At 65.8% G+C, this 23,522-nt stretch carries 15 protein-coding genes; 9 read left to right on the forward strand and 6 right to left on the reverse strand.

All coding sequences use genetic code 11. The annotated features are described in order from the left end of the window. The 3 genes from VFA60_02600 (at nucleotide 1) to VFA60_02610 (ending at nucleotide 2,268) form a co-directional block, all read left to right on the forward strand. Nucleotides 1-1,164: a M20/M25/M40 family metallo-hydrolase gene (locus VFA60_02600; GenBank protein HZQ90664.1), complete on the forward strand. Its 1,164-nt coding sequence runs from the start codon at nucleotides 1-3 to the stop codon at nucleotides 1,162-1,164. A 163-nt stretch (nucleotides 1,165-1,327) separates the two neighbouring features. Continuing rightward, complete coding sequence (locus VFA60_02605) at nucleotides 1,328-1,873, forward strand: Chromate resistance protein ChrB (protein ID HZQ90665.1); 546 nt, start codon at nucleotides 1,328-1,330, stop codon at nucleotides 1,871-1,873. 44 nt (nucleotides 1,874-1,917) lie between these two features. After that, a complete protein-coding gene (locus tag VFA60_02610; GenBank protein HZQ90666.1) occupies nucleotides 1,918-2,268 on the forward strand; it encodes a chromate resistance protein ChrB domain-containing protein in 351 nt (116 codons plus the stop codon). A gap of 214 nt (nucleotides 2,269-2,482) precedes the next feature. Here VFA60_02610 and VFA60_02615 read toward each other — a convergent pair whose 3' ends face one another. Then, nucleotides 2,483-4,279 carry a tetratricopeptide repeat protein gene (locus tag VFA60_02615; GenBank protein ID HZQ90667.1) on the reverse strand — a complete coding sequence of 599 codons (1,797 nt, stop codon included), beginning with the start codon at nucleotides 4,277-4,279 and terminating at the stop codon, nucleotides 2,483-2,485. 441 nt (nucleotides 4,280-4,720) lie between these two features. Here VFA60_02615 and VFA60_02620 point away from each other — a divergent pair, with 441 nt between their 5' ends. Both VFA60_02620 and VFA60_02625 read left to right on the forward strand, forming a co-directional pair. Beyond that, complete coding sequence (locus VFA60_02620; GenBank protein ID HZQ90668.1) at nucleotides 4,721-6,190, forward strand: tetratricopeptide repeat protein; 1,470 nt, start codon at nucleotides 4,721-4,723, stop codon at nucleotides 6,188-6,190. Then, a complete protein-coding gene (locus tag VFA60_02625; protein ID HZQ90669.1) occupies nucleotides 6,187-6,972 on the forward strand; it encodes a LytTR family DNA-binding domain-containing protein in 786 nt (261 codons plus the stop codon). The genes VFA60_02620 and VFA60_02625 overlap by 4 nt, the downstream gene beginning before the upstream one ends. 115 nt (nucleotides 6,973-7,087) lie before the next feature. Here VFA60_02625 and VFA60_02630 read toward each other — a convergent pair whose 3' ends face one another. Continuing rightward, a complete protein-coding gene (locus tag VFA60_02630; GenBank protein HZQ90670.1) occupies nucleotides 7,088-7,774 on the reverse strand; it encodes an SDR family NAD(P)-dependent oxidoreductase in 687 nt (228 codons plus the stop codon). A gap of 79 nt (nucleotides 7,775-7,853) precedes the next feature. Beyond that, nucleotides 7,854-9,443: an aldehyde dehydrogenase (NADP(+)) gene (locus tag VFA60_02635; GenBank protein ID HZQ90671.1), complete on the reverse strand. Its 1,590-nt coding sequence runs from the start codon at nucleotides 9,441-9,443 to the stop codon at nucleotides 7,854-7,856. Nucleotides 9,444-9,514: 71 nt separating this feature from the next. Between VFA60_02635 and VFA60_02640 the strand changes: the two genes are divergently transcribed. Further along, nucleotides 9,515-10,825: an enolase C-terminal domain-like protein gene (locus VFA60_02640; protein HZQ90672.1), complete on the forward strand. Its 1,311-nt coding sequence runs from the start codon at nucleotides 9,515-9,517 to the stop codon at nucleotides 10,823-10,825. 9 nt (nucleotides 10,826-10,834) lie between these two features. Further along, the gene (locus VFA60_02645; protein HZQ90673.1) at nucleotides 10,835-11,740 is read left to right on the forward strand and encodes a dihydrodipicolinate synthase family protein; all 906 of its coding nucleotides are present in this window, start codon (nucleotides 10,835-10,837) and stop codon (nucleotides 11,738-11,740) included. 198 nt (nucleotides 11,741-11,938) lie between these two features. On the opposite strand, the gene VFA60_02650 is transcribed toward VFA60_02645, so the two are convergent. The 3 genes from VFA60_02650 to VFA60_02660 form a co-directional block, all read right to left on the reverse strand. Next, nucleotides 11,939-15,184: a carboxypeptidase regulatory-like domain-containing protein gene (locus VFA60_02650; GenBank protein ID HZQ90674.1), complete on the reverse strand. Its 3,246-nt coding sequence runs from the start codon at nucleotides 15,182-15,184 to the stop codon at nucleotides 11,939-11,941. A 301-nt stretch (nucleotides 15,185-15,485) separates the two neighbouring features. Next, nucleotides 15,486-16,295 carry an IclR family transcriptional regulator gene (locus tag VFA60_02655; GenBank protein HZQ90675.1) on the reverse strand — a complete coding sequence of 270 codons (810 nt, stop codon included), beginning with the start codon at nucleotides 16,293-16,295 and terminating at the stop codon, nucleotides 15,486-15,488. A gap of 256 nt (nucleotides 16,296-16,551) precedes the next feature. Next, the gene (locus VFA60_02660; protein HZQ90676.1) at nucleotides 16,552-17,445 is read right to left on the reverse strand and encodes a LysR family transcriptional regulator; all 894 of its coding nucleotides are present in this window, start codon (nucleotides 17,443-17,445) and stop codon (nucleotides 16,552-16,554) included. A 337-nt stretch (nucleotides 17,446-17,782) separates the two neighbouring features. Between VFA60_02660 and VFA60_02665 the strand changes: the two genes are divergently transcribed. Together VFA60_02665 and VFA60_02670 are read left to right on the forward strand one after the other, a co-directional pair. Beyond that, a complete protein-coding gene (locus tag VFA60_02665) occupies nucleotides 17,783-21,031 on the forward strand; it encodes a carboxypeptidase regulatory-like domain-containing protein (protein HZQ90677.1) in 3,249 nt (1,082 codons plus the stop codon). A gap of 192 nt (nucleotides 21,032-21,223) precedes the next feature. After that, nucleotides 21,224-23,434, forward strand: a complete 2,211-nt coding sequence (locus VFA60_02670; GenBank protein HZQ90678.1) for a TIM-barrel domain-containing protein — start codon at nucleotides 21,224-21,226, stop codon at nucleotides 23,432-23,434. Nucleotides 23,435-23,522 lie beyond the last annotated feature (88 nt).

The following is a 23,522-nucleotide window of genomic DNA, read 5'->3' on the forward strand; positions in this document are numbered from 1 at the left end:
GTGGCATCGCAGCAAACCGGCGTGGCTGAAGATTTCCTGAGCGAACGGGCTGTGCTCGCGGCGCTGCAGGAGCTGGTCCGGATTCCGTCGGTGAATCCGGCGCTCGCTCCCGGCGAAGGCACGGGCGAGGGCGCGATCGCGGCGCACGTGTGCCGGTGGTTCCAGCAGCGCGGCGTTCGGAGCTGGCTGGAGGAGGCCGCGCCAGGGCGTCCCAACGCGGTGGCGCAGGTGGGCAGCGGCTCGGGGCCGGTGCTGGCGCTGTGCGCGCACCTGGACACGGTGAGCACTGCGGGGATGACCATTCCGCCGTTTGAGCCGCGCATGGACGGCGGGCGCGTCTACGGCCGCGGGAGCTACGACATGAAGGGCGGCGCGGCGGCGATCCTGTGCGCGGCGGCGTGGCTGGCGAAGAAGGCGCTGCGCGGCACGGTGATGGCGGCGCTCGTTGCCGACGAGGAATACGCCAGCATCGGAGCGCGGGCGTTTGTCGCCAAGCACCGCGCCGACGCCTGCATCCTCACGGAGGCGAGCGAGAAGCAGCTCATCGTGGCGCACAAAGGATTCGTGTGGGCCGAGATCGTTACGCGCGGCAAGGCGGCGCACGGCAGCCGATGGGACCTGGGCGTGAGCGCCATCGGCAAAATGGGACGCATCATCGCCGCGCTGGAGAGATTCGATGCCGAAGTTCTGCGCGCGCGCAAGCATGCGCTGGTGGGTCCAGCCTCGCAGCACTGCGCGCTCGTGAGCGGCGGCGAGGGCCTTTCCACGTACTCGCCCGAGTGCCGGCTCAAGATCGAGCGCCGTACTTTGCCCGGCGAAACGCCGGAGCAGGTGATAGGAGAGCTGCGAGACGTGGTCGCATCGTGCGGCGAGGAAGCCGAGATCACGCTGCTGCTCGAGCGCGCGCCCATGGTCACCTCCGACGAAAGCCCGATTGCTCGCATCACGCATGCTGCGATCCACGAGGCCACCGGCAGCGCGCCGGCGCATTCCGGGGTGAGCTACTGGATGGACGCGGCGCTGTTTTCGGCGGCGGGCGCCGACACGGTGAACTACGGGCCTTCGGGAGCCGGCGCGCACGAGGCCGTGGAGTGGGTGGATCTGAACTCGGTGGTGACGTGCGCGCGCGTGCTGGCGCGGGCGGCGGAGAAGTACTGCGGGTAGTCCATCAGCGGCAGTGGTTGCGCGGGCACGCGGACGAGGGCGTCCGCGCCACGCGGACCGTGGCGACCCTGAAGAGCAGTGCTGAGTTGCTCGCGGGCGGGGTCGCCCGCGTACACACGGTCGGTGGTGATGTGCCGACGATATACCTGTATCATCCGGGGCCATGGCGAAGCGAGCCGCGACGAAAACGCCGAGTGCAGATCAAGCGCCTCGCTGGCTGATGCTGATCTTCACGCTGCCGGCCAAGCGCGCGAGCGAGCGCGTGGAGGTGTGGCGCAACCTGAAGCGGTCGGGCGCGCTGCAGATGGGCACATCAGGCTATCTCCTGCCTTTTTCGGCGGCGAACCAGGAGCGCTTCGAGTGGCTGGCGTCGGCCATACGGACGTATAAGGGCCAGGCGTCTGTCGTCCAGGCGCATTCCATTGACGATGCGCCTGACGATGAGCTGCGGCAGCGCTTTCTTCAGGCAAGGGCGGGCGAGTATGAGGAGCTGATGCGCGAGGCGAGGAAGCTGGCGAAGGCGCACGGCGCGAACACGGCGGCGCGGCTGCGGCGCCGGCTGGAAGAGATCGCTTCCGTGGACTTCTTCAACAGCCCGCTGCGAAGCCGTGCCGAGGCAATGCTGGCGCGCGTCGGGCCACCGGCAGAAGCGGGGGCTCCCGCTCGCGGCGTGGTCGCGCGGCGCGATTCCAGAACCGGACCTGGGTAACGCGTCCGCGGCCGGGGATCGACCGCGCGGCGTCGGCGTGGTTCATCCGGCGATTCATTGATCCGAAGGCGAAATTTGCCTTTGCAACCGACGCGCGGCGCCAGCCTGATGCGGTGCCCTTCGACATGTTCCAGCCGGGCGGTTTCGGCCACCGCGGCGACGATTGCACGTTCGAGACGCTGCGCAAGGAATTCGCCATCCGCGATGCGCGCGTGGCCGCCCTGGCCGAGATCATCCACGATGCCGACCTCGGCGATGAGAAGTTCGGACGCACCGAAGGCCTGGGCCTGGACCGGGTGCTGGTGGGCTGGGCCAACCAGGACATCAGAGACGACGAGCTGCTGCGCCGGGGGATGGATCTGATCGAGGGGCTGTACCGATCGGTGGGTGGGTAAGTTTCGAGTTATCAAGTTTCGAGTTTCGCGTGCGCGGACGAGGGCGTCCGCGCCACACGGTCCGTGGTGATGTGCCGGCGGGCGAGGGCGCCCGCCGCTACAACGTGCGAAGCAGTGGAGGGGCAAGCACGCGGACGAGGGCGCCCGCGCAACGCGGTCCGTGGTGATGTGCCGGCGGGCGAGGGCGCCCGTCGCTACAACGCGAAGGTCGTGCTCAGAAGCCAATGATTTCCAGCAGCGACTGGAAGCGCGGATGGCGGCGGAATGGATCGTAGAACGGGTCCTGGCGCGTGAGGACGAGCCAGTAAGAGCGCTCCTCGATGCCTTTTTCCATCCACTGGAAGGCGGTGTCGGGATCGCCGAGGCCGAGATAGATCTGGGCGACCAGCGGCGAGGGCAGGTAGCGTCCCACGCTGCGCTGCTGCGCATCCTGCAGGAGCTGAAGAGCGCGGTCTTTCTGTCCGCCAAAAGCGGCAGCGCAGGCAAGCGCGGCGGTGGCGGAGGGGTTCTGGGAAATGTTATCGGCGCGCTCGAACGCTTCGATGGCGGCGGCGTGATTGCCCTGGCAGAGGAGGACGCGGCCCAGGTCGAAGTGACCGGGCGCGAAGCGCGGCTCCCGCTCAAGCACGTTGCGTATGTACTGCTCAGCGGCGTCGAACTGGCGCCCGTAATAATAAGGATCGGCGATGCTCTTGGCGATGATAAGCGAAAGCGGATCGAGTTCGATGGCCAGCCGGTGCTGCTCGACGGCCTCCTCGAGGCGCCCCATGGCGGAAAGAAACGAACCCAGCCAGTGGTGGGCGGCGGGGTAACTGGGGTTCAGTTCGATGGCGCGGCGCAGTTCGCGCTCCGCGTCACTCCAGCGCCACTCGTACCAGAAGTGCATCAGGGCGAGCGAACAGTGAGCGGCGCCGAGCTTGTCGTCGAGCGCGAGCGCGCGTTGCGCCGCGGTGCGCGCCTTGGGCGCGGCTTCGTGCGGACGTAACGCGCCAAACCAGCTGAGCAGGGAGTAGCAGTCGGCCAGGCCGGCGTGCGCCGGCGCGTAGTCCGGATCTTCGGCGAGCGCGCGCTCGAAGCATTCGATGCCGGCCAGAAGCGCCGTTTCGGTGCGCTGCATGGCCAGGAAGCGTCCCCTTAAATAATGTTCGTGCGCGTCGGGATGAAGCTTGCCCGGCGACGAGGCTCCGGGGGCCATCTCAGGCAGGAGTTCGAGCGCGAGCGAGCGGCCGATGCGGCGGGCGACGTCGTTCTGCAGGCCGAGCATGTCGTCCATTTCGCGCTCGTAGCTCTCGGACCAGAGGTGCGTCTGGTCGGCGACCTTGATGAGCTGCGCGGCGATGCGCACGCGGTTGCCCGAGCGCCGGACGCTGCCTTCCACGATGTAGTCAATCCCGAGTTCGCGGCCGATGGTGGAGATGTCCTTGGGGGTGCGCTTGTATTGCATGGCCGAGGTGCGCGCGATGACCCCGAGGCGCTGCGGATCGAGCCGCCCGAGCTGCGCGATCATCTCGTCGGTCATGCCGTCGCTGAAGTATTCCTGCGCGGGATCCTCGCTGAGGTTTTCGAAGGGGAGCACGGCGAGGCGCAGCTTGGGCAGCGGCGTGGGCGCCTCCTTCGGCGTGCCGGCGACAACCGGCGCGATGAAGCGATAGCCGCGGCGAGAAACGGTTTCGATGTAGCGCGGCAGCTCGGGACGGTCGCCCAGAGCGCCACGAATCTTGTTGATGGCCTTGTTGAGGCCGTGGTCGAAGTCGACGAAGGTGTCGGCGGGCCAGATTTTGTTGCGGAGCTCCTCGCGCGTGACCACGTCGCCATGCCGCTCCAGCAGCAGCGAGAGCACCTGGAACGGGAGCTCCTGCAAGCGCACACGCTGCCCATTCCGGCGCAGTTCCCCGGACTTCAGGTCCGCCTGGAACGGACCAAAGCGGACGACGCGATTTACGCTCGCGACGGTAAGCACCCTTGGCCCCTGGTCCTTCGACGTGCAACTCAGCCCGGGGTAAACAGACATACGAACTATCTCTGTGAAAAGTTCGGCAGTTCGGGTTGACTGGGACGAACCACCGACCGCAATCAGGCGCGCTCGCGCCAGAGCGAACGCGCTTCTTCACTGGATCGAGTTTTTCAGATGTGCCCTACAACTTCCCGTAGACGCGGGCGGACGCACACCACCCCGCACTGCCGCTGCGTGCGGCACGCGTCGCCAAGCAGTGATCGTCTGCTGCTCCTAAGACTTAAGAGATGTTCGGTTTGTTCCAAAGGACTGAAATTTCTTTCGCAGGGGAGCGGCAGGGGAGACTTGTTCCGGTCCTCAGACGTTTCTTCACTTAGCAACGCACCATGGGTCGGCTGGCGTACCGGAATGTGAGTGTCCGGATTCGGTCATACGGAAAGGCACGCCAGTTGCGGGTTAGGAGGGGCCCGGCGTGGCGCACGTAGTGGGGAGCGTGCCATGTCTCGGAAACTGTTCTGCGCCGCCGTGCTGTGCATCATCGCTGGAGTTGGTTTTGCGGACGCCAGCGAACAGTTGAGCCCTGAAGGATATCGAAAGCTGCTGGAAGCAGCGCGCTCCGGAAATGTGGAGGCGCAAAGGAAGCTGGCAATCGCGACCGACAACGGACTGGGCGTGCCGAACGGGGCAGAGCCGGCAGCGTACTGGTACCAGAAAGCGGCGAACGCGGGTGATCCGATGGCGCAAAACGAATTCGGCAACATGCTGAGCACGGGCCGCGGCGTGGCCCGCGATCCGAGCGCGGCCCTCGGATGGTTCCGCCGCTCGGCGACGACCGAGTTTCTACCGGCGCAATTCAACGTCGCCATGGCGTACATAACCGGGCGCGGGACGAGGCAGGACTTCAGCGAGGCGGCAAGGTGGCTGCGTCGATCGGCTGACGCCGGGTTTGCGCCGTCGCAGGCGGCCCTCGCCCTGGTGGAAGTGATGGGTGTCCTGGGAAAGCCCGATTGCGCGGCGGCAGAGAAGCTGATCGCGAAGGCGACGAGGCGTCCCTCGGGAGTGGCCGAGTACTACGCGGGCGCGGTTGCGGAGAGCGGTTGCCCGGGCGGCGGCGCTGAGCAGGCGGCGCGGTGGTATGAGCGTGCGGCGGGGCACGGCAACACCGAAGCCATGTACCACCTGGCCTATCGCTACAGCGAAGGCGAAGGCATGGCGCGCGATGACGCGAAAGCGCTGGCCCTGTTCCGCAAAGCGGCCGAAATGGGTTACGCCAAGGCGCAGTTCTCCCTGGCGTTGTTCTACCAGAAGGGTCGTGGCGGCCTGCCGGCCGACCTGGCGCAGGCCGAGCGCTGGTATCGCGCCGCGGCCGAGCAGGATTTTGCCGACGCGCAAGTGAACCTGGGCAGCCTTCTGTTCCGGCGCGCCGTAAGTGCCGAGGAGCAGCGCGAGGCGCGGCAGTGGTTCGCGCGCGCGGCCGAGCAAGGCTCGATGGAAGGCCAGCTCAACCTGGGGCTCTGCCTGGAAGCAGGATACGGCACAACTCGCGATGTCCGCACGGCGGCGGCCTGGTACCACAAGGCGGCGGCACAGGGTGACGCCGAAGCGGCGCGGCGGCTGGGAACGCTGCTGCTCTCCGGCGAGGGAGTACCGCGCGACGTCGCCGAGGGCGTGCGCCAGCTTAGCTTTGCCGCCGAGCACGGCGACACCGTGGCCCAATTCACGCTCGGGCAGATGTACCTGAGCGGCGAGAGTGTGCCGCACGACCACGCCATGGCGTTCGCGCTGCTCACGCGCGCCGCCGACGGCGGGCTGGGCAGCGAGCAGATGACATCATCGCTGCGCGCCAAGATGAGCGTGGACGAGCTAAACCGCGCGCAGCGACTCCTGGCGGAGCATCGCTTCGAGAAGGCAGTCAACGCGGGACCGGCGGGTCCCGCATTTTCCCCAATCAACGAGAGGACCCCATGAGTCTGCAGGTCTATACCCCCGCTCCCAATGCCGCCACGCACACCGAAATACGCGCGGTGGTGGCGACGGCCCTTTCCGGCTCGGCGGAGCTGCGTTCGGTGCTGCAACACGATCCTGACGTGCATATCGTGGCCGACTGCCTGCATGCGCAGCAGGCGGCGAACGCCATCCATGAACACGCGCCGGACCTGCTGCTGATGGACGCGACGCTGGCGGATGCCGACCACGTGGTGGCGCTGGCGAGCGTGTGCGGCGTGCCGGCCATCCTGGTGACGGGATGCGACTCGCAGAGCGAAGCACGCTTTGCGACGGTGGCGCTGGAGTGCCTGCCGCGCGCGTGTCCGGGTGAGCGCGTGGAGGTGGCGCTGCTGCGGGCCAAGTGTGCCGTGCAGCGGGCGCGGCTGGAATCCATCGCGCAACGCGGCCCGGAAAGGCGTGACGCATCGTCGCCGCCGCTGGAGCGGCTGGTGGTGAAGGCCGATCACGCGCTGATCGTGGTGCGCGTGGCCGACGTGGACTGGATCCGCTCGGCGGGCAACTATGTTTGGATCCACACCGGCAACCAGTGTTACCGGCTGCGGCACACCATCTCCGGGTTGTTCGCGCTGCTCAACAGTGGACGGTTCGTGCGCGTGCACCGCTGCGCCATCGTGAACCTCGACCGCGTGGTGCGGTTCCACATTCCGTCGCGCGGAAATGCGTACGCGCTGCTGCAAACCGGCGTGCAGTTGCCGCTCAGCCGCGGGTATCGGCGGGCGCTGCGGCAGTTGCAGCACCGGTAGGATTGAATATCGGGTCATCGGGCCAGTGAACATCGGGCCGTCGCGATCGCGGCGGCCCTTTGCTTTGCCCCGGCAGTCCGGATCGCGAACGTGGGGCAGGGTCGCTTCGCGAGCGCTATAGTCCTCGGCCGTAGACGGGGATCGCGGCGCCGGTCACGTCTGTTCCTGCCTCGGCCAGCCACAAAATCAGCCTGGCGACGGTTTCCGCCTTCACCCACTGGCTCACATCGGCATTCGGCATGGCGGCGCGGTTGGCGGGCGTGTCCATGGTGCCGGGCAGGACGGCGTTCACGCTGATGTTCGCGTCCTTGTTTTCGCGGGCCGCGGTGCGGACGAGCGAGACCAGAGCAGCCTTTGATGCCGAATATGCGGCCACTCCCGGGCCAGGATCTTCGGCGGCGCGGCTGCCGACGGCGATGATGCTGCCGCCACCAAGCCTGCGCATAGCGGCGATGGCGGCGCGCAGCACGTAGAACGCGGCGTCCACGTTGACGGCAAACATGCCTCGAAAGCCGGCGTCGCTGGTTTCGTGCAGCGGGGGCCCGCCGGCGAACCCGCCCACCAGGTGCGCGACGGCGTCAAGCCGCGAAAAGCGCTTCACCACGTCGTCCACCACCACTTGCGCCGCGGCCACGCTGTTCAGTTCCGCGGGAAGCGCAACGAATCGAGGGTGGTTGAAGCTGGCGGCGCTGATCTTGCGCGAGACGCCGACGACGGTTGCGCCGGCATCGAGAAACGCCCGCGTGACGCTGCTGCCCAGGCCGCCGCCGGCGCCAGTGATAAGGACGATGTTTCCTTGCATGCGTTTCTCCCAAGGTGATTCTACGGGTAGTTCATGGTGGCGTTCATGGTGGCGTGCCGGCGGGCAGGGCGCGCGCCCGCTACACGACGGCGGCGCGCGTCCATTCGCCGTCTATCATGCGCCAGATGCCGCGCGGATTGTCATCCTTCAATTCGTCGGGCAGCCACTCGGCGGGGAAATTCTGGTAGCAGACTGGGCGCACCCAGCGGCGGATGGCGGTGGTTCCCACCGAACTGAAGCGCGAGTCGGTGGTCGCCGGATACGGACCGCCGTGCTGCATGGCCGGGACGACTTCGACACCGGTCGGCACGCCGCCGAAAACGAGGCGTCCAGCTTTCTGGCGCAGGACGTCGAGCAGGGCGGCGTGCTGGCGAAGGTCAGAGGCGCTGGCGTGAATCGTGACCGTCAACTGGCCTTCGAGCCGGCGGGCAATTTCGAGCAGGCGCGAGGCGGAATCAGACGCGACGACCAGCGTTTGCGGTCCAAAAAGCTCTTCGTGCAGCTTGCGGTTGCTGAGGTAGGTCTTCGCGTCGGTGGTGAACACGGCGCCGGTGGCGCCGGCATGCGGCGCGGCCGCGGCAGGAGCACAGGCAGTCGCGATGCCGGTCATTCCGCCGCGCTCGGCGATGCCGCCACGATACCGCTCGGCAATGCCGGCGTGCAGCATGGTGCCGGCGGGCGTGGCGCCCACGGCCTCGCTTAGTCTTCTGGTGAACGCGTCCAGTTCTGCGCCGCCGAGACCGACGGCCAGGCCGGGCTTGGTGCAGAACTGGCCAAGGCCTTGCGTCACTGACCTGGCGAGCGCGTCAGCGATTTCGGGACCGCGCTCCTGGAGCGCGCCGGGAAGAACAAAGACCGGGTTCAGGCTGCCCATCTCGGCGAAAACCGGAATCGGGTCCGGACGTGCCGCCGCGGCGTCAAAGAGAGCGCGGCCCGCGGCGAGCGAGCCGGTGAATCCTACGCCGGACGCGAGCGGATGGCGGACCAGCGACTGTCCGACCGCGGGCGATGGGCCGTGCACCAGAGAGAAAACGCCGGCCGGCATTCCGCAATCGCGCGCCGCCTGCTGGATCACGCGTCCGGCCAGCTCCGACGCGCCTGGGTGCGCGGGGTGTCCCTTGGCAACGACGGGGTTTCCGGCAGCGAGCGCGGAAGCGGTGTCACCGCCCGCGACCGAGTAGGCAAAGGGAAAATTGCTGGCGCCGAAAACTACGATCGGGCCGATCGGAATGAGCATGCGCCGCAAGTCGGGCTTCGGCGCGGGCGTTCGTTCAGGCTGCGCGCGGTCAATGATCGCGCCCACCCACGAACCCTCGCGCAGCAGCGCGGCGAACATGCGGAGTTGGGCGCAGGTGCGTCCGCGCTCGGAGACGAGGCGCGGAAGAGGCAGGGCGGTTTCGGCAGCGGCGCGGTCCAGCAGCTCGTCGCCCAGCTGCTCGAGGCCGGCGGCGATGGCTTCGAGGAAGTCGGCGCGCTGCTCGGGCTTGCGGCTGCGGAAGCCGGCAAATGCCTCGCCGGCGAGTTCGAGGGCGCGCGAGATTTCGCGCTCGGTCGCCTCGTGATAGGCCGGGGCGAGCTGCTCGCCGGTGGCCGGATTCACTCCATGAAATACGGTCGCACCTGCGCCGCTCGTTTCACTTCCCAAAATGTTGGCGCCGTGAAGTTCCATCGCTTTCACGCTAGCGGCAACGGCGGCGAGGCGTCAACTCGGCATCGTGTATTCTGTTTTTCTTTTCCGGCATGCGCATCGCCGACCTCAGGGTGCATTCGATCGCGATGGCCGACCCGCCGCTGCGCAGCTCGTACGGGCTGCACGCGCCGTACGCGCTGCGCACGATCATCGAGTTGGTGAGCGAAAGCGGCGTCACCGGGATCAGCGAAACGCACGGCGGGGATGCGATCGCGCTCGGGTTCGCGAAACTGCGCGAAAACGTGATCGGCGCCGATCCCTACCAGCTGGCCGGCCGGCTGACGCCGATGATCGAAGCCGACGCGCAGGGAAGCGCGCTCGATCGCTCGCAGACTTATCACGTGCCCGGCGAAAACCCGGCCGACGCCGGTGCGCGGCTGTATTCGGCGCTGGAGATCGCATCGCTGGACCTGATCGGAAAATCGGTGGGCAAGCCGGTGTGCGACCTGGTGGGCGGACGGGTGCGCGACCGCATACCGTTTTCCGCGTATGCGTTCTACAAACACGCCGGCGGGGGCGGCGAAGGCGACGACGCGCGCGAGGACGAGTACGGCGAAGCGCTCACGCCGCATGCGATCGTGGGGCAGGTGAAGCAGATGATCGCGGCGTACGGTTTTCGCGAGGTGAAACTCAAGGCGGGCGTTCTCGACTCCGAAGTGGAGATCAAGACGATTCGCCAGCTTCGCGCCGAACTGGGAGCGAAAGTCCCGCTGCGGCTCGATCCGAATTGCGCGTGGTCGGTGGAGACGTCGGTTGGCGTGGGCAAGGCGCTGGCATTGGAGTTGAGCGATGGCGGCTACCTGGAAGATCCCACGGCTTCAATCGCGTCAATGGCCGAGGTCCGGCGCGGACTGTTGCAGGCGGGGATCACCACGCCGCTGGCGAGCAACGTGGCGGTGACGTCGTTTGCCGACCTGCCGGAGAGCGTGAAGAGCGATGCGGTGCAGATCGTGCTCTGCGATCCGCACTACTGGGGCGGCGTGCGGCAGGTGCAGCACCTGGGAAAAGTGTGCCGCGCGTTCGGACTCGGGCTCTCCATGCATTCGAACTCACACCTGGGCGTCTCGCTGATGGCGATGGCGCACGCGGCAGCGGCCACGCCGCGCCTGACGTATGCGTGCGACACGCACTATCCGTGGCAAACGGAGCGCGATGAGGTGGTCGCCGGCGGGCGGGTGAAGTTCGTGGACGGCTGCGTGGAAATTCCCGACCGGCCAGGGTTGGGCGTGGAGCTGGACTACGACCAGTTGGCACGCGGGCGCGAGCGCTACACGAAGTGCAAGTACCGTAAGCGCGACGACGAAGCCGAGATGCGCAAGCGCGTTGATCCCAACTGGAAGCGCGTGCTGCCGCGCTGGTGAGACGGACTTATGGAAGCTGATGCTCTGCGTAAACGCCTGCGGGGCGTGATCGCGTTTCCGGTCACGCCGTTCCACCGCGACTTCTCGCTCGACGTCGCCGGCCTGCACTCGAACCTGCGCAAACTGATGGAGCACTCGCTCGCGGCGGTGGTCGCAGCCGGCGGAACCGGCGAGCTTTACTCGCTGACGCCCGATGAGCACCTGCAAGTGGTGAAGGCGACGGTGGAAGAGGTTGGCGGCCGCGCGCCCGTCATCGCCGGAACCGGATTCAATCGGCAGGTTGGGATCGAGCTGGCGCGGAGGGCCGCTGATGCCGGCGCCGACGCGATCCTGGCGCTGCCTCCTTATTATCCGAACGCCGACGAGGAGGCCCTGGCGGACTACTACGCGGCCATCGGCGGCGCGACGCCCCTGCCGCTGCTGGTCTACAGCCGCGACTGGGTGAATCCGGGACCGGCGTGGGTGGAGCGCCTCGCGGAAAAAGTTCCGACGCTTACCGCGTGGAAGGACGGCCAGGGCGACGTGCGGCGCTACGCGCAGATCATCCAGCGCGTGGGCGAACGCCTGCACTGGATTGGCGGCGCCGGCGACGACTGTGTGCCGCCCTACTACAGCATCGGGCTGCGGGTGTACACGTCGAGCATTGCCACGGTGGCGCCCAAACTTTCGCTCAAGCTGCACGAAGCGGCGTCGGCGGGCGACGCCGCAACGCTGCTCGCCCTGATGAACGATTACGTCACGCCGCTTTACGCGCTGCGCGCGCGCCGCAAAGGGTACGAAGTTACGGTGATGAAGGAGATGATGAATGCCATGGGGCTGGCGGCGGGTCCGGTGCGCCCGCCATTGCCGCCGCTGCGGGCCGACGAACTGGCCGAAGTGAAGGCGATGATGGAGCGGTGGAGGGCGTGGCTCTAGTTTGTTTCCCGTTGCGCCGAAAAACCAAAAGCTCCCCACCTTTTGCGGAGGCGTGCCGGCGGGCGGGGGACGCCCGCCGCTACATCGCGAGCCGCGGCGGTGACTTGTTCGCGGGCGGGGGACGCCCGCGCCCACAGCGGTTGTAACAAGACAAAGGCCCGGGGTTCCGCCCGGGCCTCAAGTCAAAACCAATCAGGGTTAGAAGCTGAACTTCAGGCCGAACTGCATCTGGCGGGGATCGCGTGCGGAGGTGATCTTGCCGAACTGCGCCGAGCTCAGGGTGCCAGTCGGGTTCTGAAGGTTGACGAAGTTGAAAGCGTTGGTGGCTTCGGCGCGGAACTGGAGCTTCATGCGCTCGCTGATGCTGAAGTTGCGCAGGATGCCGATGTCCACGTTCTTGGCGCCGGGGCCGTCGAAGGAATTGCGGCGGAGGTTGCCGTCGGTGCCGACCGGGTTGGCCACCAGGCCGTTCTTATCAACCCATTGCTGCGAGACGATGGAGCGTCCGCGGTTGGGATCGAGGGCGACGTTGCCGACCAGGTTCGGCCGGTCGTTGTTGGTGCCGTCGCGGTTGTTATCGGTGCCCGTCGTGATGTTGAACGGGATGCCGCTTTGCAGGGTGGTGATGGTGGAGATGGTCCAGCCGTTCGTCACCCAGCTCAGGGGATTGCTTTTGGGCACGTAGTTAAGGTCCCAGATGGTGGAGATCACGGCCGCGTGGCGGCGGTCCTGGGCGGAACGGGCGCGCTCCATGTCGAGACGCGTGTAGTCCTGCACCGCGTCGGTGATGGTCTCCAGGTCCTTGCTCCAGACGTAGTAGCCCTTGAGCGAGAAGCCCTTCGACATGCGCTTCTCAGCGCTGAGCTGGAAGGCGTGGTAGGCATCATTGCCAGGCGACTGCATCAGGAAGATGTTGCTCAGCGTGCCAGGCAGGAACGGACGCCGCGCGTTCACCGTGGAAGCCGCCGCGGTGGAAGGCGGCACGGCGTTGACGTCGTTGAGGAAGCCCAGGCTGCGGGCCAGGGTCCCCACGTAGGCCGCCGTCACCGATGTGGTGGCGGTCAACTGCCGCTGAATCGAGAAGTTCATCTGGTAGTTGTAGGGCCAGGCGAAGTTCAGATCGGGGCCGGAGACGGCCGCCGGCACGATGAACTTGGGCGCCGACGGGCTGTAGGTGTAAGGGAAGGGGCTGCCCCCAGGCACGTTCTTGTAGGGATCGGAGAGCGTGGCCACGTTGGGGAAGGTCTGGCGCGCGGCGAAGGGCTGCCGGTCGCCTGACTGGTTCCACTCGTTGCCTGAGACGTTGCCCCAGTAGATGCCGGCGCCGGCGCGGATGGAGGTCTTGCCGTCGCCGAACGGGTCCCAGGCAAAGCCGAGGCGCGGCGCCCAGTGGTACAGCGGCGTGCCGATGATGCCGCGGGTGATGCCCGGGTCGCCGACAAACAAAAGACCCGTGGGAGCGGCGGGAACCGTGGTTGACTTCACGCCGGGGACGAAGGTCAGCTTGCGGTCCTGCGGATCGAGCGTGGGAAGCTGCACGTCCCAGCGGATGCCGATGTTCAGAGTAAGCCGCGGGTGAACGCGGAAGTCATCCTGAACGAACAGCGCCCAGTACCAGTCGTTGTCGATCTTGTCGGTGGGCGCGTCCTGGTTCATGGTGTTGGGCAAGCCCATGACGAAATCAGCCAGCGCGTTGCCGCCCGAGCTTGCGCCCGTGGGACGCGACTTGCTTCCGTCAAAACCGAAAGTGCCGTAGTTGTTGAGCAACGTGTTCTGGCGCTGTTTTTCCAGGTAGGCCTCGCCGCCGATCTTGAGCGAGTGCTTGCCCCTGGTCCAGGCGAGGGTGTCGCGCACGCCGTAGTAGTTGCTGCCCGCCACCGGGCCGGCGATGGCTTCGTTCAAGCGGAAGAAGCCGGTGACGGTGATCTGCGGCAGCGCCTTATCGCCCTGCACCTGGAACTTGGAGCCGAGATCGCCAAGAGAGATGTCGGGGCTGTTGATGCGCCCGCCAAAGTTGCGGACGAAGTTGACGCGCAACTGGTTGACCATGGTGCCGCTCTTCACCCAGGTGTCGCTCAGCGTCAGGTTGTGCTGGGTCCAGTCGAAGGTGCGCGACGACCAGCCGGGCAGGTCGTTGGCGCCGGCGCCGCCGGAGATGGCGTCGAGCGTGTTGCCGTAGCTGAGGAAGTAGCTGGCGGCGAGCTGGTGCTTGGAGTTCAGCGAGTGGTCGAGCTTGAAGATGAACTCGTCGGTGTTGGTGGGGCTGGCCAGGGGCGCGCCGCGGAAGCCGTTCGTGCCGGTGTTGGGCAGCGGAATGTAGGTGTCAATGATCCTGCGCGAAACCGGATCCACGGGAACGATGTCGCCGGGGAAGCGCTGGCCGGTGGCGGTGTTGATTGGCTTTACGGCTGACGCTGAAAAGTTACCCTGGCGCTCCAGCGCGGTTGGAACCAGGGCGGAGGCGCCAAGCGTGGTGCTCTGGTGCTGGCGCAGGCCGGAGTAGCTGCCGAAGAAAAACGTCTTGTTCTTGATCACCGGCCCGCCGATGGTGCCGCCGAACTGGTTGCGATGCAGTGGCGGCTTGGCGAGCTGGTTCCACGGGGTGGCGTTGAACTTGTCGTTGCGGATGAACTCGAACGCCGTACCGTGCAGACTGTTAGTGCCGCTCTTGGTGATGAAGTCAACGACGCCGCCGGAGAAACGCCCATACTCGGCGCTGTAGCCGTTCGTCGTCACGCGGAATTCCTGGACGGCGTCGGGATTGGGCGCGAGGTTGCCGGTATTGCGCAGGCCGCCGTTGTTGGCGCCGCCATCAATGTAAAAGCCGACGGCGCTGCCCAGGTTGCCGGATAAACGGTCCTGCGAGGAGCCGTTCACCAGCACTACCTGCTGGGGAAAACCGAGAGCGTTTCCCTTGAAGGCGTCGCCGCTGGGTAACACGACGCCGGGAGTGAGAGTAAGGAACGAGTAGGGATCGCGGTTGACGAGCGGGAGCGTGGTGACCTCGACGTTGTTCACCGTGCGGCCGATGCTGGCGTCGACGGTGTTGACCTGGGGAGCGTCGGAGGTAACGCTCACGGTTTCGCTCACCGCGCCCACCTGGAGCATGGCGTCAATGCGAGCGTTGCGGTCCAGTTCCAGGACCACGCCGCTGCGCACGAAAGTTTGAAATCCCTGGTGCTTCACCTCTACCTTATAGCTGCCGACGGGCAGGAAGGTGAGCTCGTAGGAACCTGCTTTGTCGGAGGCGGCGGAGCGGGTGAAACCGGTGGCGGTGTTGGTGGCGGTGATCTGCGCTCCTACGATCACGGCGCCGGAATTGTCGGTGACCGTACCAAGAATGGTGGCGGTTGAGGTTTGCGCCACGGCAGTGGCTGATACCAGCAGCATCAGCACCCCAAGCGAAAGCCCCAGGAAAAATCGTCCTGTGGCAGAACGTGTCATCTTCTTGCCTCCTGAATCTGAAACTTCAGCTGAGCCGAGTACGAGTTCCTTCACGGTGCCGGCGCGTTTGCCGGCTGCCCCTGGTGGTGGTTCCGTGTGGCGGTTTCCGTCCCTGTAATGGCCGCGCCGGCTACCGCCTGTGCCAGCTGCTGACCGCGATCCCAGTGTCCCGATGAAGCCCGTGGATGATGCCGAAAGCCCGCGATGCCGATTCAGCGACGGAATCGGAAATACCACAATTCGGTACGACGTATCACTTCGTACGCAAAACGAACCATCCCCGCCCCATTTCCAACAGCTGCTAGGCGCCGGCGAACTGTCCCCGGGCCGGCGGCGAGGGGCGCGGCTGCTGCGCGATGCGCGACGCCGGCTGCTGATATCCCAATTCGTGCGAGAGCGCAGCGGCGGTGGCGACGACCGACCGCGCGATGATGCTGACCTTTTCCGTGCTCACGCGGAACGAAGGGCCGGAGACGCTGATGGCGGCGATCAGGGCGCCGCCGAAACCACGCACCACCGAGCCGACGCAGCGCACGCCCTCTTCGTTTTCCTCGTCGTCAACGGCGAAGCCCTGAGTGCGCACGCGGGCCAGCTCGGTCTTGAGTTCCGCCAGCGTGCCGATCGTCTTGCGGGTGAGTTGCCGCAGGCCGTGGCGCTGTACGGCGGCTTCCATCTCCGCCTCCGGCAAATGCGCGATGATGGCCTTTCCGACAGCGGTGCAATGAGCTGGCGAGCGGCGGCCGACGCTGGAGGCGAGGCGCACGCTGCGCGCCGGTTCGACCTTGTCGAGGTAGACGACTTCACCGGCGTCATACACGCAGAGATGGACGGTTTCGCCGGTATCGAGTGAGAGGCGCTCGAGGAACGGCCGGGCGCGCTCGCGCAAATCGAGCTGAGACACGGCGCGCGTGCCCAGCTCGAACAATTTCAGGCCGAGGCGATAGCGCCCGCTCTGCGAATTCTTTTCGACCAGGCGGTGGCGTTCCAGCACCATGACGAGGCGGTGCGCCGTGCTCTTGTGCAGGCCCAGCGACTGCGAGATTTCGGCGAGGGTGAGGTCGGGACCGTGCTCGCTCAGCTTCTCAAGCAATGCGAGGGCGCGGTCCAGCACCTGCACCCGATAAGGAGAGCCATTCGCGCGTGTCTTACTATGCGACACGGCGAGTCATTATATGAGAAATCAACGTTTCGTCAAGCAGAGTTTCACGTTTTGTTTGGCTAAATTGAGGCGGGTCAAGCGCTGCTGGTTTCTGGCGGCCAGCTGCTGGCGATCGGGTAACTGAGAAATCGGGTCATCGGGTAAATCAAAGCAAAAGCTCATCCACAAAGGACACGAAGCGCACGAAGGAAACCGTCCTGGAGCGAGGCTACTTCGGCTGGGAAAGTGCGGCGTGAAGGAAGCCGGCCACGGATTCGGTGAGCTTGCGGGGGTACTCGGTCTTGGGCATGGCGAGCGCCTGCTGGCGCATCAGGCGGTGGCGGCCGATGCGCAACGTCTGGAAGAAGCGCGGCTGGCCGTGCAGGGCGTGCTCGGGAAGGATGGAGTAGCCGAAGCCGCATTCCACCAGCCGCTTGATGGCCTCGGTGTCGTCGGCTTCCATGATCACGCGCGGCTCCAGGCCGATTTCCTTGAAGAAGCGGTCGATGATGGAACGCATGTTGCTTTGCTTGGGATAGAGCAGGAACGGGACCTTCTCCAGGTCGGCGACGCGCACGGTGCCGACATGGCCGTTGCGGACGCGCGTGGCCGAGGGCCGCAGCACCATCAGCTCTTCCTCGTATAGCGGCAGGATGCGCAGGTTGTCCTCGGCGACGGGCAGAGAGATCAGCCCCAGGTCGAAGCGGCGCTGCTGGAGCCCGGCAATGATCTCCTCGGTCACGCCCACCGTGACCTGTATCTCAGTGTTGGGATACTGCTTGCGCAACAAGCGGAGCGGGCGTCCCAGGCGGTAGATGAGCGTGGTCACGCCGGTAGCAAAGTGAAATGGCCGGGTGTCGGTGGTGGGATCGTTATCGAATTCCTGGCGGATGTTGGTGACCTGCCGAAGCACGCCGCGGGCATGCTCGGCCAGACGATAGGCCGTAGGAGTGGGGATGAGGCGCTTGCCGGAGCGCAGAAAGAGCTCGGCGTGCAGCTCGTTGGCGAGCGAGTGCAACTGCACACTCACGGCGCCGGGCGAAAGATGAACTTTTTCCGCCGCCCTGGTGACGCTGGAGGTTTCCATGACGGCGAGAAAGAGCTCGAGCTGGTGGATTTCCATCCCAATCCTTCAAGCTGTTGATTCGGTGCTGCTTCACTTCGGGGCCGAGTCCGTTTAGTCATATTAAACGGAACATTTAGTTTTTCTACCTTGACTCCCATTCAGAAACTCAACTAAATGGCGCCAACGCGGGGAGTGTCTCCTTGAGCCGCTCGCTTCAGCAGCAGTGTTTCTGTCGCATGACGGTTCCGAGCAGCAAGGACACAGTCTTTCCCTTGCGCACTCAGTCCGCGCCGTCGCACCTGCCACTGTAAGGGCCCATTACAAACGACATGCTCACGCGCTCCCAGCGCGGAAAGGCAGAGACCGCATGAACAGCCGTATCGTTCGAGTACTTGTGTTGCTCCTCCTCGGCGCCGTGTGCGCTTCTGCGCAAGGCACGGGCAGCATTGTCGGCACGGTGACGGATCCCTCGGGATCGGTGATCGCCGGCGCCAAGATCACTGCCACCGACGCAGGGACAGGCGCCGCCCGATCGGCCACCAGCAATGGTGAGGGATATTACATCATCTCGCTGCTGCGGCCATCGCAATACAACCTGAGCGTGAGCGCTTCCGGCTTCCGCACCTACGAGGGCAAAGCGGTCACGCTGCTGGCCGACCAGAACCTGACGCACAACGTGAGGCTGGCGGTGGGCGCGGCGAACGAAGTAGTCGAGGTTTCCGGCGGCGAAGTCACGGTTGACACCACCACTTCGACGATCAAGCAAACGGTGGAGTCGCGCCGCATCACCGAGCTTCCGCTGAACGGCCGCAACGCGGCCCAGCTGACGCTGCTGGTTGCCGGCGCGGTGCAGGCGCCCAACAGCGGCGCCGACCAGGGCACCACCAAGACCTTCCCCGGCGCGGTCACCATCTCCGCCAATGGCGCGCGCCAGAACCAGATCAGCTACCAGCTCGACGGCGGAAACTACGTGGACGAGTACACCAACGTCAACCAGCCGTTCCCGTTCCCCGACGCGCTGCAGGAATTCAGCGTGCAGACCAGCAACTACAGCGCGGAGTTCGGGCAGAACGCCGGCGGCGTGGTGAACGTGGTGACCAAGAGCGGGACGAATGCGTTCCACGGCAACGTGTTTGAGTTCGTCCGCAACGAGGTGTTCAACGCCAAGCAATTCCAGTCGGTGACCGGGCGCGACAAACTGAAGCGCAACCAGTTCGGCGGGACGTTCGGCGGGCCCGTGATCCGCGACAAGGTGTTCTTCTTCGCCGGCTACCAGGGCACGCGGCATCGCAACCTGGGCGCGGCCGCCACGACAGTGACGCCGAGCGCGGCGCAGCGCCTGACGGTCACCGATCCGGCAGTGGCCAACCTGCTGAAGGGAATTCCCGTCGGCGACGCGAACGGCAACGTAACGTTCGTGAAGCCCGATCACCAGGACTTCAACGACCTGGTGGGCAAGACGGACATCAACCTGGGGAAAAACGACCGCTTCGCGGCGCGCTACACCTACGACCGCTTCAGCAAGCTCGGCGTCTTCGACACGTCGAATTTCCTGACCTACGTGGACGGCTCCACGATCGTCTCGCAGAACATCCTGCTGAACGAAACGCACGTGTTCAGCGGCAACCTGGTGAACGCCGGCCGGTTCAGCTTCTCGCGTGACGCATCGAGCCGCGGGCCGGGCGCGGGCGCGTTCAACGTTGGCCAGTTGGGCGTTTCGCTGCCGTGGCTGCCGGTGGACGCCATCCAGGCGGTGCGCGTGAGCGGCGGCTTCAGCTTCGGCGACAACCCGAACGCCAGCTTCGTGCGCAACAACTTCACCTGGAGCGATGACGTGAGCTGGATCCGCGGCGCGCACGACATCCGCTTCGGCGGCGTGGTGGAGCGCAGCCGCGTGGACCTGGACAACAAGTTCTTCCAGGTGCCGGAGTTCCAGTTCGCCAACATTGCCGGCCTGCTGGCAGGCAAGCTGGCCACCGGCGGCGGCAACCCCGGATTCCGCCAGGGCGCCGGAGAATTCAAGAACCATCGCAACACGTTCATGGGTTTCTACTTCCAGGACAACTGGAAGCTGCATCGGCGGCTGACGGTGAACCTGGGGCTGCGCTGGGATTCGGGCCGCGCCTGGCGTGATACCGGCGAGCGCTGGACCGGCTTCAGCATGGCACGCTTCCTGGCGGGCACCAAGTCCACCGCGTATCCGAACGCGCCGGCGGGCATGTTCTTCCCCGGCGACGCCGGATTCCCCGATAACGGCATGCGCGACAGCATGAGCAACTTCGCGCCTCGGCTCGGCTTTGCCTGGGACGTGATGGGCGACGGCAAGATGAGCGTGCGCGGCGGCGGCGGCATGTTCTACGACACGCGCATCGGCGGCATGAACGACAACCGCATCGTGGACTCGACGCCGTTCAGCCCGCAGCTGGTGCTGAACACCGGAGACCTGAATCCGGGGTCGTTCAGCGATCCGCTGTGCACCAAGGCGGCCACGCAAGCGCTGAACAACTGCACCAGTCTGGCGGCCATCTATCCGTTCCCGCCGGTGCTGCCACCGACCGCGGCCTCAACCTTCCGCGCCGGCGACCTGTACGTGACCTATGACACGAGCCGGAAGTGGATGGTGCCGACCATCTACAACTGGAACCTGTCGGTTGAGCGCCAACTGCCGGGCAACACGATTGCGCGCGTGGGCTACGTGGGCTCGCACACCAGCCACCTGGTGGAAACCATCAACCTCGATCCGTTCCCGGTGGGCGGCGGCCCCTTCCGCCGACTGAACGTGATCGCCGGCAACAAGCTGGTGTTCGGCGACATTCAGCAGTCGACATACGACATCGACTCGTCGTATCACTCGCTGCAAGTTTCAGGTGAGCGGCGCATGTCGCGCGGGCTGACGCTGACCGGCGCCTACACCTGGTCGAACAGCATTGACGACCTGCCGCCGGGAACCGGACTGTTCGGCTTCGACGGCACCTATTCGGCGCGGCCGTGGGACGATCCGCTGCGGCACGTGTTCGATCGCGGCCCGTCGGAGTTCGACCACAAGCACCGCTTCGTGGCGTCGTATGTGTACCAACTGCCGTTCATGGACAAAACGAACGGCTTCGTGAAGGCAGTGTTCGGCGGATGGCAGCTGAGCGGCGTGATGTCCACGCAGACCGGCCGGCCGCTGACTTTGGTTTCCAACGTCAATAATTCAGGCACCGGCCTGGGCCAGGACCGAGCGCAGTACCTGGGCGGCGAGGTCTATGCGCCGGGCGCCTGCACCAATGCCGGCACCAAGCCCTGCCGCAACTGGATCAACCCGGCGGTGTTCTCCAATAATCCGGCGGGGACGTTCGGCAACGTGGGCAAGGGGCAGTACCGCTTCCCAGGCATGTTCCAGTGGGACACGGGGCTGCACAAAGACTTCACCTTCACCGAGCGGGCGCGCTTGCAGTTCCGCGCGGAGTTTTTCAATGTGCTGAACAAGGTCAACTGGGATGAAAGTATTGCCTCAGGCAACAACTTCGTCCGCCGCAACTCGGCGCCGGCCAGCGGCATCGGGAACGCGACCTTCGGCGCGCTGACCACGCAGGGAGACGGAATCACCAATCCCATCGGGCCGCGCATCGGGCAGTTGGCCCTGAAGCTTTTCTTCTAGCAGTGTGAAGCGCTGAGCGAGCGCCGGAGAAAGCGCGAGCCAAGCGCGAGGGCGCAGCAGCGAGGCCTGAGCGAGAGCGAAGGCAAGCGTTGCGGAGCCCTGGAAGCAAGGAGGAGCAGGGGAAACGGGGCAACACCGGCCCGGGGCTTCAGGCCCCGGGCCTTTTTCAGCCAGTCAGCCGGGAGCGACCTCGTGAAACGGACCTTCTTTGTATCTTTCATTCTGCTGGGATTCATCGTTGCGGCAAAAGGGCAGACACTGGAGTCGGCGGCGCTGCGGCTGGAGGTGACGGCGCAGCCGTTCGGTTTCCGCATCATAGAAAAGCCGAGCGGCGACGCGCTGCTGGTGAACACGCGGACGGTCTTCGCCAGCGGTAACGCGGTTGAGAGCGCGGGCGAGTTCAAGACCACCGGCAACTCGATGACGGCCGCGCTGCGCGGTTACGCGGCCGCGCGCTCGCGGGTGACGTTTACCTTCGTGACGCCCGAGGTCCTGCGCGTGGAGTTGACCACGCAGGACGCGCCCGGCAGCGTGACGCAGGAGTTCGCCGACCAGGGCGAGCATTACTACGGGGTGTGGGAGTATCCGTTTGGCGGCGCGATTGATAATCGCGGCGCCGACTATGACTTTCTCGGATTGCAGCGCCTGCCCGACGTGAACTACTCCAGCGCGCGCGCGCCGTTCTACATGACGTCGCGCAAATACGCTATTTACGCTGAGACGACCGAGCAGGGCCACTACACCTTCGCGCGCGGCGGCAAGACCAGCTTCTATTTCAACGGCAACGGCCTGACCTACGACATTATCCACGGGCCCTCGTATGCGGAGATGATGAAGCGCTATGTAGAAATCGCCGGCGGGTCGCTGATGCCGCCCACGTGGGCGTTCGATTCGATCTGGTGGCGCGACGATCACCACGCCGACCTGCGCGACGTCCGCAACGCGCAGGAAAAAGTCATTGACGACGCCGACCGGCTGCGCAAGGCGCGCATTCCGGCGTCGGCCATGTGGCTCGACCGGCCCTACGGCACCGGCACGAACGGCTGGGGCAACTTCGATTTCGACTCGTCTTTCCCGTCGCCGGAGAAAATGGTGCGCGAACTGGCCGACCGCGGCATGTACCTGATGGTGTGGGTGGCGAACCGCAACGTGAACTCGGTGTACGAAGAGGGAATAGCCAAGGGCTATATGTTCGATGGGCCCTGGTCGGCGGCCGACATCATGCGTCGGGAAGTCTACGACTGGTACAGGAAGAAGCTCGATGCCTTCGTGGACCTCGGGATCAAGGGTTACAAGATCGACCGCGGCGAAGAGGGCGAGATGCCGCGCTCGGTCGAGAACAAGCATGCCATCCTGATGGAGAAGCTGGCCGCCGAGGGGCTGATGGCGCGCAACGGTCCCGACTACTTCAACTTCAGCCGCAACGCCAACGACGCCAGCCGCAAGTACACGGCGGTGTGGAACGGCGACACGCGCGCCACCTGGGGAGGCCTGGCCGTCTCGGTGAAGGGCCTGCTGCGCTCGGGCGCGATCAACTTCCCGATGTGGGGATCGGATACCGGCGGCTACATCGGCGTGCCCGACAAGGAGCTGTTCGCGCGCTGGCTGGAGTTCAGCGCCTACAGTCCGATGATGGAGGTGCTGGTCGGCCCGAAGCGCACCATCTGGTACGACTACGACGACGAGCTGCTTAAGATCGCGCAGCAGACCGCCGCGGCGCATCACGACCTGATCCCGACGATGCGGTCGCTGATGTACCAGGCCACGCAGACGGGCATGCCGGTGGCGCGCGCGCTGGTGTTCGCGAATGCTTCCGATGAAAAGCTCGCCGACCTGTGGGATGAGTTCATGCTCGGCGACTCGCTGCTGGTGGCGCCGGTGCTGAGTGCCGGAGCGACGAGCCGGCAGGTGTATCTGCCGGCGGGGCTGTGGCTGAACTACAACGAACCCGCCACCTTATTTAACGGAGGAACAACCGTCGCGGCGGCGGCGCCGCTGGGCACGATTCCGCTGTTTGTCCGCGAGGGCGCGATCATCCCGCGCGGCGACATCGTAAAGACGAACAACAACTGGGACACGAACTGGTCGCCGAAGCTGCGCATCGAGGTCTTTCCCTCCGCCACGTCGCCGAGCCGCTTCGACTACTTCACCGGCAAGGAAACGGTGGCGATCACGGCCACGGCGGCGGGGAAGGGCATCGAGGTCAGCCTGCCGGAGTTGGGCGCGCCCGGGGTGCTCGAGGTCTACTGGAAGAATCCGACGCGGGTGCTGCGCGACGGCAAGCCGCTGCGGGCGAAGCGCGACTACACCTATGACGCGGCCGCTCACAAGCTGAACGTTCCGTTCACCGGCGCGACCAGGGTGCAGATCGAGGGCGGCAGCAGCCTGTTTGCGGCGAAGTAGGCCAACCGAACAGGTGTCCGGCGCGTGCGACAATGCAGCGCGGAGTGGCATCCGACAATGGTTTCGCGGCGTGAGTTTTGCGTGGCGG

This window comes from Terriglobales bacterium (genome assembly GCA_035651995.1).
In the GTDB taxonomy this organism is placed as follows: Bacteria; Acidobacteriota; Terriglobia; order Terriglobales; family Acidobacteriaceae; genus DASRER01.

What these genes read in the sequence shown, in the direction of transcription:
- VFA60_02605 (HZQ90665.1), top strand. Translation starts at nt 1,328, where the DNA reads ATGGCGAAGCGAGCCGCGACGAAAACGCCGAGTGCAGATCAAGCGCCT.
- VFA60_02615 (HZQ90667.1), bottom strand. Translation starts at nt 4,279, where the DNA reads ATGTCTGTTTACCCCGGGCTGAGTTGCACGTCGAAGGACCAGGGGCCA.
- VFA60_02620 (HZQ90668.1), top strand. Translation starts at nt 4,721, where the DNA reads ATGTCTCGGAAACTGTTCTGCGCCGCCGTGCTGTGCATCATCGCTGGA.
- VFA60_02625 (HZQ90669.1), top strand. Translation starts at nt 6,187, where the DNA reads ATGAGTCTGCAGGTCTATACCCCCGCTCCCAATGCCGCCACGCACACC.
- VFA60_02630 (HZQ90670.1), bottom strand. Translation starts at nt 7,774, where the DNA reads ATGCAAGGAAACATCGTCCTTATCACTGGCGCCGGCGGCGGCCTGGGC.
- VFA60_02635 (HZQ90671.1), bottom strand. Translation starts at nt 9,443, where the DNA reads ATGGAACTTCACGGCGCCAACATTTTGGGAAGTGAAACGAGCGGCGCA.
- VFA60_02640 (HZQ90672.1), top strand. Translation starts at nt 9,515, where the DNA reads ATGCGCATCGCCGACCTCAGGGTGCATTCGATCGCGATGGCCGACCCG.
- VFA60_02645 (HZQ90673.1), top strand. Translation starts at nt 10,835, where the DNA reads ATGGAAGCTGATGCTCTGCGTAAACGCCTGCGGGGCGTGATCGCGTTT.
- VFA60_02650 (HZQ90674.1), bottom strand. Translation starts at nt 15,184, where the DNA reads ATGACACGTTCTGCCACAGGACGATTTTTCCTGGGGCTTTCGCTTGGG.
- VFA60_02660 (HZQ90676.1), bottom strand. Translation starts at nt 17,445, where the DNA reads ATGGAAATCCACCAGCTCGAGCTCTTTCTCGCCGTCATGGAAACCTCC.